The organism is Paenibacillus sp. N119s (assembly GCF_059447605.1).
The window spans coordinates 1-8,667 of sequence record NZ_JCAJRU010000215.1; the positions used below are offsets into that span (position 1 = coordinate 1).

General features: G+C 48.5%; 9 protein-coding genes. 3 read left to right on the forward strand and 6 right to left on the reverse strand.

All coding sequences use genetic code 11. The features are described 5' to 3' along the window. Nucleotides 1-144 precede the first annotated feature (144 nt). Nucleotides 145-846, forward strand: coding sequence for an HAD family hydrolase (locus tag AC5V8P_RS20260; protein WP_016819605.1), 702 nt, complete (start codon nucleotides 145-147; stop codon nucleotides 844-846). A 102-nt stretch (nucleotides 847-948) separates the two neighbouring features. Here AC5V8P_RS20260 and AC5V8P_RS20265 read toward each other — a convergent pair whose 3' ends face one another. From AC5V8P_RS20265 to AC5V8P_RS20290, 6 genes are read right to left on the reverse strand one after another with little or no spacing between them, the layout of a single operon-like run. Beyond that, on the reverse strand, nucleotides 949-2,127 hold the full coding sequence (locus tag AC5V8P_RS20265; protein WP_064796235.1) for a YheC/YheD family endospore coat-associated protein: 1,179 nt from the start codon (nucleotides 2,125-2,127) through the stop codon (nucleotides 949-951). Continuing rightward, the gene (locus AC5V8P_RS20270) at nucleotides 2,109-2,624 is read right to left on the reverse strand and encodes a GNAT family protein (RefSeq protein WP_063213132.1); all 516 of its coding nucleotides are present in this window, start codon (nucleotides 2,622-2,624) and stop codon (nucleotides 2,109-2,111) included. The genes AC5V8P_RS20265 and AC5V8P_RS20270 overlap by 19 nt, the downstream gene beginning before the upstream one ends. A gap of 18 nt (nucleotides 2,625-2,642) precedes the next feature. After that, nucleotides 2,643-3,749, reverse strand: a complete 1,107-nt coding sequence (locus tag AC5V8P_RS20275) for a YheC/YheD family endospore coat-associated protein (protein ID WP_063213131.1) — start codon at nucleotides 3,747-3,749, stop codon at nucleotides 2,643-2,645. Beyond that, nucleotides 3,746-5,116, reverse strand: coding sequence for a YheC/YheD family endospore coat-associated protein (locus AC5V8P_RS20280; protein ID WP_063213130.1), 1,371 nt, complete (start codon nucleotides 5,114-5,116; stop codon nucleotides 3,746-3,748). The genes AC5V8P_RS20275 and AC5V8P_RS20280 overlap by 4 nt, the downstream gene beginning before the upstream one ends. A 12-nt stretch (nucleotides 5,117-5,128) precedes the next feature. After that, complete coding sequence (locus tag AC5V8P_RS20285) at nucleotides 5,129-6,283, reverse strand: YheC/YheD family endospore coat-associated protein (RefSeq protein WP_064796234.1); 1,155 nt, start codon at nucleotides 6,281-6,283, stop codon at nucleotides 5,129-5,131. A gap of 43 nt (nucleotides 6,284-6,326) precedes the next feature. Beyond that, on the reverse strand, nucleotides 6,327-7,706 hold the full coding sequence (locus AC5V8P_RS20290; RefSeq protein WP_064796233.1) for a YheC/YheD family endospore coat-associated protein: 1,380 nt from the start codon (nucleotides 7,704-7,706) through the stop codon (nucleotides 6,327-6,329). 162 nt (nucleotides 7,707-7,868) lie between these two features. Here AC5V8P_RS20290 and AC5V8P_RS20295 point away from each other — a divergent pair, with 162 nt between their 5' ends. Further along, nucleotides 7,869-8,213: a YlbF/YmcA family competence regulator gene (locus AC5V8P_RS20295; protein ID WP_064796232.1), complete on the forward strand. Its 345-nt coding sequence runs from the start codon at nucleotides 7,869-7,871 to the stop codon at nucleotides 8,211-8,213. Nucleotides 8,214-8,285: 72 nt separating this feature from the next. Beyond that, nucleotides 8,286-8,570 (forward strand): hypothetical protein, encoded by a 285-nt coding sequence (locus AC5V8P_RS20300; RefSeq protein ID WP_064796231.1) that lies wholly within the window; start codon nucleotides 8,286-8,288, stop codon nucleotides 8,568-8,570. The last annotated feature ends 97 nt before the right edge of the window (nucleotides 8,571-8,667 follow it).

Here is an 8,667-nt window from a genome sequence, read left to right on the forward strand (position 1 = left end):
CACAGATATGTGGGGCGGCTTACATTGTTTTAGGACTGTTCTAAAAAAATATAAGAGTTAATGGTATGCGCAATGAGGTTTACACGGGCCTCTCTTATTGCTTATCATGAGAGGGGTCGGAGTGTAAACTTACATAGGAAAGGAATGACTGATAACTACATGAACAATGCACCTGTGTTGAAGAAACCTGAGGCTATGGTATTTGATATGGACGGAACACTTTTTCAGACGGAGACGCTGCTGCTTCCTGCGTACCACAAGCTGTTTGATACGCTGCGCGCCGAAGGACTTTATGAAGGAGAGACTCCTCCCGAGGAGCTTATTTTGAATAGTTTGGGTATGCTGCTGGATGAAATCTGGAGAAGGGTAATGCCGGAAGCCAGTGAAGCAGCTCATAGAAGAGCGGACGAGTTGTTGCTTCAGCTGGAGCTGGAGGGGTTGAAGAATGGAAGTCATGCCCTGTATCCACATGTAAAAGAAACACTCCAGGCACTTCATGAGCAAGGCGTCCGTTTATTCGTAGCTAGTAACGGGCTGGAGGATTATGTAAAGGGGATCGCTGCTGCGTATGAAATGGTTCCTATTTTTGAAGGCCTGTACAGCGCTGGGGAATACAGCACGCTTTCCAAGGTGAATTTGCTAGAAATTCTGTTAAGCAAGCACGATATTTCGAATGTATGGATGGTGGGAGATCGTTCCTCAGACGTGGAAGCTGGCAAAAAGAACGGGCAGACGGTGATTGGCTGCGCTTATGCTGGATTTGGTGTGAATGATGAGCTGGAAGGGTCCGATGCGATTATTACGGACTTTACGCAGCTGCTTACGCTTTATAAAAACGCCGAGTAACTGTGAAAACACAGATTAGGGTTATAAATAGCTTTGATGCACCATATAAATGAATATATGCAGACGATGTCGGGCGGATGACAAAGCAAAGGAAGGCACCACTTACGCGGAGCCTTCCTTTGCTTTACTCTCAGTCTTATCCTCTGTTTGATCTTCTGTTTTTTGTTCTGCCTGCGGCTTGGGATTAATCTGAGTATGGTAGACCCACAAGGCATACTCCATGGGCCGGGTGATGGCACGACGATAGGTTTCTTTTTCGCCAATGCGTGAAAATACTTCGCGGGCCGGCTTCGGATTGACCTCAAGCACGTAGATATGACCGTCCTTATTGATTGCCAAATCGAGCGCAAGCTCACATAATGCCCCATAGCTTTCTTCCAGATATGCAGCGATGTCCAGTCCGAGCTTTTCCCCTTGCTTAATGATGTTCTCTCTCTGGTCTTCATCCCGAATCCATTGCGTTAGCAATTCCTTCATCGGTACGGCCTTGCCTCCACCATGCAGGTTGGAAGTGACACTCCGATGTGCTCCGATCCGCCCGGCACATCCCGTTAGCTCCCATACGCCTTGGCTATTTTTCTGTACCAGCATACGGTAATCATGGACCCTGCCATTCGGCAACTGCACAGGAATGCCTTCCTGAACAATGTAGTTATCCATGTTCCAGCTGCTCAGACGCGGCTCCAGACGATCCAGACGTACCCGCTGCTGGGGAATAATATGGCGCTTGTGATTGCGCCCTTCAATCAGATACAGGCCGCTTTGCTTGTTAACAGGTTCAATACGTAAAATGCCGCGACCACCCGTACCATTAATTGGCTTGAGGTATACTAGTGAATTCTGTTTGAGCATTCGCTTTACACTATGAAATCCGTCGAACAGCTCTGTTGCAGGCAGATGGGGGCGAAAGGCAGCCTTTCTCGCAAGCTGCTGATGAATGGCCCATTTGTTGCTCAGCGGTCGGTTTAGATACACAAGGTCTGTATACTGCAAGCGAAATTTCTTTAATTGGCGATACCGCTCGCTGCGCTGCACCCGGCAGCGGTCAAAAATCATATCGGGAAATTGTCGCCATTTACGAGTCCATTTACCACTGTGCGGATCATAAATTTGGGCAAGGAGCAGTCTGCGATCCTTATGGACATCCGCAGGAGTGAATACATACATATCCAGTCCCAGCCTTTTCCCTTCTGCAATCATGCGTTCATATATATCGCGTTCCTCCAGTTGCTTCTTACTGTTCAAATACAAAGTCATGATGCCTAGGACAGGTTTTGGCACAGCATTCCACCTTCCTCTGCCGTCTGCTCATCTTCGGATAATTCCCCACAAAATATCAGCGTGGGCTTCCCTGTCGGTCCAGTCGTCATTTCATGTGCAATAAGTCCAGCACGGAAACAGGTTTTGAGACTGGCCATATTGTCGGTGGCTACGCTGCACGTCAGACGGCGCAGCTGTTGGAGCTGGGCGGACAGCAGTCTAGCGCCCAGTCTGCGGCCCCGGTAAAGCGGACGAACAATCACGATGCAGGCATCCTTCCCATAATTCAGAGCGAGGGAAAATCCGGCAATCCGCAGCCCCTTCTCCGTGCGCACATATGCGCACAGGAGAGAGGAGCCAGGAGCGTTCAATTGCTCTGGCGTTAAAACAGCCAACTGCCGCAGAGCATTACGAGTAATGCGCATGCCGCCTGAACTGCGAGCCAGAAACAGCAACTGTCGTCGTCTCAGTACCCAACTGCGGGTAGGCAAATGTTGAACATTGCTAATTTGCGGCATGATTCCACTTCCTTGGTATTAATTCATTCGCTCGGCCAAAAAGGAGCTGTACTGAAAAATACGTCTAAGTGATTTTTGGCGGATATCCGGCTCGTCGAATTTCATCGGTTTGGCATTGGCTTCAAAAAACCAGAGGGTTCCGAGTGTATCCACACCCAGATCCATGGACATTTCACCATGAGAAAGACCGGATGCGCGTTCAATTTGACGTGCAATCAGAATGGCTGTACTTTTAACCTTATTCAGCAAATCTGTGCTTTCCTCAGGTCCAAAGAGTGAGGATAGAAGCTTGAACGGGTCCTCTACACTTCCCCCACGCGGAACATGTGTTGTAATACTTCCCTTACCCGCTAATCTTGCACCGACTCCGGTAATGCTCCATGCGCCACGGGCATTTTTTTGCACCAGAATGCGCAAATCGAACGGTTTTTTCTGATAGGTAGCCAGATCAATCCCCTGTTGAATGATATAGGGCGATTTGCCTGCCTCCCGGCGAATACGTCCCCATAGCCGAGACAACGATACAGATCGGTAGGTGATGCTTTTTTTGTCATGTTGAATGGTCAAACTATATGCCATCAGATGCTCTGGGCTGAATCTGAGAATCATAATCCCTTTTCCTGCTTTGCCGTTTTCTGGCTTGAGATACAGGTATGGATACGCAGACAGCATTTTTCCTAAGGAAGACAGATCGCTTAATCGCTTGGTGATCGGAACAAGTTGACGCGTGGATTCCGAGGTACGGAGCCATTTGAACAGCTCCCACTTGTTAAAAAAGCCTGGATTGTACAGTTCAACGCCTGGGGCGTGCGAAATTTCATCCAACTTTGCGCGCACAGAGGTTTTAAGCTCATAGTTACGATTGGGGATACGATTGTAAATGACCTGTGGGGTTGGAAAACTTTGTTCCTCCCACGTCTGTGAGTTTTTGTTATAGATGTAGCCCTTCACCGTTTCATCGGTCAGCTTCAAGTCCCTGACAGTAACAATGTACACCTGATACCCCATGCGTGTTCCGGTTTCCAGAATATCCCTGAAGTTTCGCTGATTCCCCTTGAAAAGTTGTACCTCGTCGTGCACTGTCAATACGGCAACGACTGGTTTTTGCTCCACCTGGGTATTCATATTTCCTCTTTTCTGCGGAATTTACTGAGGTAAAGACAGTGGTCCAAAATATGCTCCACGGATGCTTTACCTTCCGCACGCAACGAAGGATGCTGAAAAATGGATCGACCTGGTTTAGAATTGGCTTCAAACATCCATACCTTTTCATCCTGATCGATGCCCAGGTCAAATCCGATTTCACCCAGTAGATGCTGGTGATGGTATTCTATTGCTTCTGCTAGCGTAACTGCTACATTCTTGGCACGTTGAAGCACTTCACCCGCCCGGTCACCGAATACACGACCGAGCGCTTGCTCGGGTGTCATAAGGGAACCGCCGTTTTTGATATGGGTTGTGACACTTCCACGTCCGGCTTTTTTGGCTCCAATGCCAACGACGACCCATTGGTTATTGCCGTCTTTATGCATATGGAACCGGAAGTCAATTGGGCAATTATCAATTTCGATCAGCTGAATGCCCTGCTGAATGACGTAACCCTTTAGTGTCTGCCCCTTATTAGAGTGGAGCATCCGCAGCATGGAATTAAAAGAGGTGAATCGCAGCAATACATTGCTATTTTTCTTCCGGTACCTTACAAAATATCCTTGCTTGGGGACATACGACAGGCGATAGATTCCTTTACCGAGACTGCCGCTGCTTGGCTTGTAATAAGCAAATTGATGCCGCTCCAGCATACCTCGGATACGTTCAGAGCTAGGATTCATATAGGATTCAGGGACATAGCGGTTAACCTCTGGATTATTTTCCAACAGATGATAGATATCGGATTTATTGAAAAAACTCCAGTTAAAGAAAGGAATTCGCTTGCGTGAAAAGCGTTCGCGTAATTGATTGATCGCTGGGGAAAAATCAGAGCGACGGCTTGGCAAACGATTGTAGATCACGTCCGGCAGAGGTACGATTTTACGTGTAAACTCCCCGCTGGATGACAAAAAATAACCGTTAATCGTATCCGTTTGCCAGTTGATATCCCTTGGAGTAAAGGCAAAAATATAAGATTTTTTGCTGCCTTCCTTCAGCAGTTGCTTAATAAAACCTGTGCGTGATCCGAAAGGACGGGTGGTAGAGTTAGTAGCATCAGATAGTACTCCAATCAATGGTCCAAGCTGCACATCTCCATCCTGATTCCGCAAATAGATAGCCCCGCTTTTGGGAACACGGATTGCATTGCGTAAGCCGGAGGTCAAGTATAGATGGCGTCCCGCTTTCTGAATGGGTTTTACGGTTGCGGGAATCTGATCCTTGCCAAGGCGCAGACGAATGGACTTGGCTCCGGATAACTTAAGGCTTTTCAACAAGGCAGTGGATATATACGCCACCTTGTCGGGCTGCTGTGAGAAATGCACATTGCAATGCGTTAAACTCATCTGTTTATCCTCCTATACCGTATGTTCAAGGGAGGCGCCCGCGCCCTTTGGCCCTGTCGCTTTGGAATGGGTCATTAAATATCGAGCATATTCGAGCGGGCGGTTGACCGACCGAAAAGCGGACTTTGGCTGACGAGTCTGAAAAAAGGAGGCTCGACCAGGACGGGAATTAACCTCCAACAGCCAGATATTCCCGCTCTGATCAATACCATAATCGATTCCCAACTCGCCAAGGCGGCCATAGCGTCTCTCCAACGCTCCGGTAATGGTCAAGGACAGCTCCATCATCTGCTCGATGATGCGACGGGTGCTGTCCACGCCAAATTGTTCACGAAGGTATGGCTCTGCCGGATGGGCTTCCCCCCCACCGTGCAGATTGGAAGTCAGAGTTCCTTTTCTGCCTTCTCTCACGGCAAAGCCCGTCAGGCGCCAACAACCGTTGCCGTCCTTTTGCATGAGTGCACGAACATCAAAGGGATGATTGCTTTGGCTTGTTAATTTCAAATAAGGCTGCACGATATAGGCGCGTTTGTGTGCAATACCGTCGATCCATGACAATCCTGCATCTAATTCAGAAAACAAGCGACGGAACGGGCGGTTTTGAGAGTTCCTGCCTTGTACGTACAGTCCTTGGCCACCTTCCGTCAGTCGGAGATACAGCGTGGCCTTGCCATGGGTTCCAGACTGTGGTTTCATAAATAGCTCCGAATGGCGTTGCAGCCACTCCACAAGCTGGGTCGTATCCCGGTATGGGGCCGTAGGCGGTACAAAGGGCCGCACTTTATCTACCGTATGCAGAGCACGATATACCTGCCATTTGCCAGGCAAGTTACGCGACCAGTAGATGAGCTTGCGCGATTTTCGCTCCGCCATGTCTTCCAGTGTGCGCTTGACATTCAGGCTCTCATGGACATGGAGACAGCGGTTATAAACAATATCCGGCAAGGGAAAGCGGCCGAATGTCCATACTCCAGCACGATAAACATAACCCTGTATCGATTGATCTTCAGGTGAAACTCCTTCGGCGGTAAACGCCATTACGCTAATACCAGAGCGCCTGCCCAACAAACTTAGCCTGCGGCAGTAATCAGCTTCTGTAATAGGGGGAATAGCGTCCTGCTTTCGGCTAACAAGCACGCCGAGCATGCCTGGCATAACAAGGGACACCGACAACAGCTCCTTTGGCAGCTGGACTCTGGAAAAGATAAATTCATTTGAATCCGGCTGAATAACGGCAATATTCAATCATTTTTTTTACGGACGGACGGGTTTTCTGATCGTTCAATGGCGTATTGTCATTTTTGGATGGTTTGGAATTGACCTCCAGCAACCAGATACGCCCCGTGCTATCAATCGCCAAATCAATACCAAATTCCGCGAAATGGGCGGGAATCGCTTTTTCTACTCCGCTTGCGATCTCCAGTGCTGCTGTTTTGAGAGAGGTAAGACCACTCGATTTAACAGCTGCGGGCAGCGTGGTTTTGGCCAGTGCTTCTTTGACTGTACTGAGCGTACCACCTCTTGCCAGATTGGATACAAAGTGGCTGCCTCCGGCGATCCGAGCGACAATGGAGGTTACGGTCCAGTTTCCAGACGCGTTTTTTTGTACAAGCGCGCGAAAATCGACCGGACGCTTACCGTGATCAATCAAGGTAAGACCTTGCTGCAGCTGAAAACGTGTTGATTTCATTTTCACCGCCAAGCTTTTGTACAGTTTGTCGACGTTGGCGTATGTTTGCTTACGGGGAGTGCCCGCTGTTGTGGATAGCACCGTAAAGGTACCGTCGGTTTGCTTGTTAATGCGCATAATGCCTTTACCAAGGCTTCCGCGCACGGGTTTGACAAAAACAGAGGGATACTGGTTGCACATTTTTTTAAAAACAGCAAGGGTTTGCAGCAAGTGAGACTCGGGTAAATACTTTCGCAGGGAAGAATTAGATTTGAGCGCATCAAACACTTCGTTTTTATCCAAAAACTTTTCATTAAAAATGGCCGTGCCGTACTGCGATTTTACTTCTTTCATGAAATGCTGTACGCTAGTTCTGTTCTCGAGTTTACGGGAGGTGAGCCGGTTATTGACGACATCGCCAGCAGGCATGACCGTCTTTTTCCAGTCACCGTCATATACCCATCCCTGAACTCGCCCGGGCTGACTTCCGATATGCTCCGGGGTGAAGAAATACACATATGCTCCTTGTCTGCGGCATTCCCCGACTAGTTCACGGCAGAACAGGGTGATCGACCCGAAAGGCTTGTCGGGCTGTTCGGGATAGTCCCGACTAACCAGCACGCTAATAAGTGGGCCCACTCGAAGTGTCCGGCGGCCTCGGTTGTAGGTTACTCGCAGATCACAACTGGCATGATTGGCATGAAGCCCCATTTTTCGGGCCAGCACGCTTCCCACGCGTAGACCGCTGTATCGGGGTACCGATATGACGGTAACCTCTTGGCGGAACGAACCGAAGGCGAGCTGAACGGGGTGGCCTGCGGATATCTTCCATTTGCGAAGCAGGGACTCGCCGACCATGAGTACGTCATCCTGCAAGATGCCCGATCCGATGATTTGAATCGTTGTTTTTTTGATGGACATCGTGGATCTCCTTCCGGGCAGCAACTTGATGTCTTGAAAGTAACGGGAAACGTGAATGGGCTGTAATAGCACTGATTCATCATATGAGGACATATATACCTTGGTGATTGACGGACAATGTGAAATGTTGACACAAAACTTGTAATGGAGGAATGAACAATCATGAATATCTATGACAAAGCCCATGATTTAGCGAAAGCATTGAAGGAAAGCAAAGAGGTAGAGGAAATTACGTCAGCAATGAAGCTGATTGAAACGGATCCGGAAGCCAAGAAAATGCTCGACGATTTCCGTGAACGCCAAATGGAAGTACAACAGCGGATGATGAGCGGCGATATGCCGGCACAGGAAGAGATGGAAAAGATGGAAAAAATGTTCGAGGTACTTAGCTTGAACCTTAACATCCGTCGTCTGTTTGACGCTGAACGCCGCCTGAGTGTAATTATTGAGGACGTGAATAAGATTATTGCAGACAGTCTTCAACATTTGTACGGTTCGTCTATGTAAGTTTGTCTCATATTCCTTCCTGTCCTCTCATAGACTAGATACATAGAGTCACAGGGAGAGGAAGGGATACGATTGGGTTCTTTTAAGAAATGGAAACACGGTTTGTACACACTGATTGCATTGGCTATGGTTTTGGTCGCATTACCGCGCATCTCGCTGGCAGGTGGATTGAACTGGGTCAACGGCTTTGGGGTGGTCTGGGTACTTTTTGCGTTACTTGTCATCGGAGCGAACCTGCATTTTTTGCTGGGTGTGGATGAGGAAAAACGCAAAACGCTGGAGCGTGTGCGACGGGCCAAAATGCAGCAGTGGCAGATGAAATGGGATAATAAAGCTGATAAGGGAAATACGCTGTAAGATATTCTTTCAGTTTGCCTGAAGCTTATGCTCTTAAATTTCAAATCAACCTAGTTATGAAGCGGTCCCTTGTAACAAGAGGGGTCGCTTTTTTGCT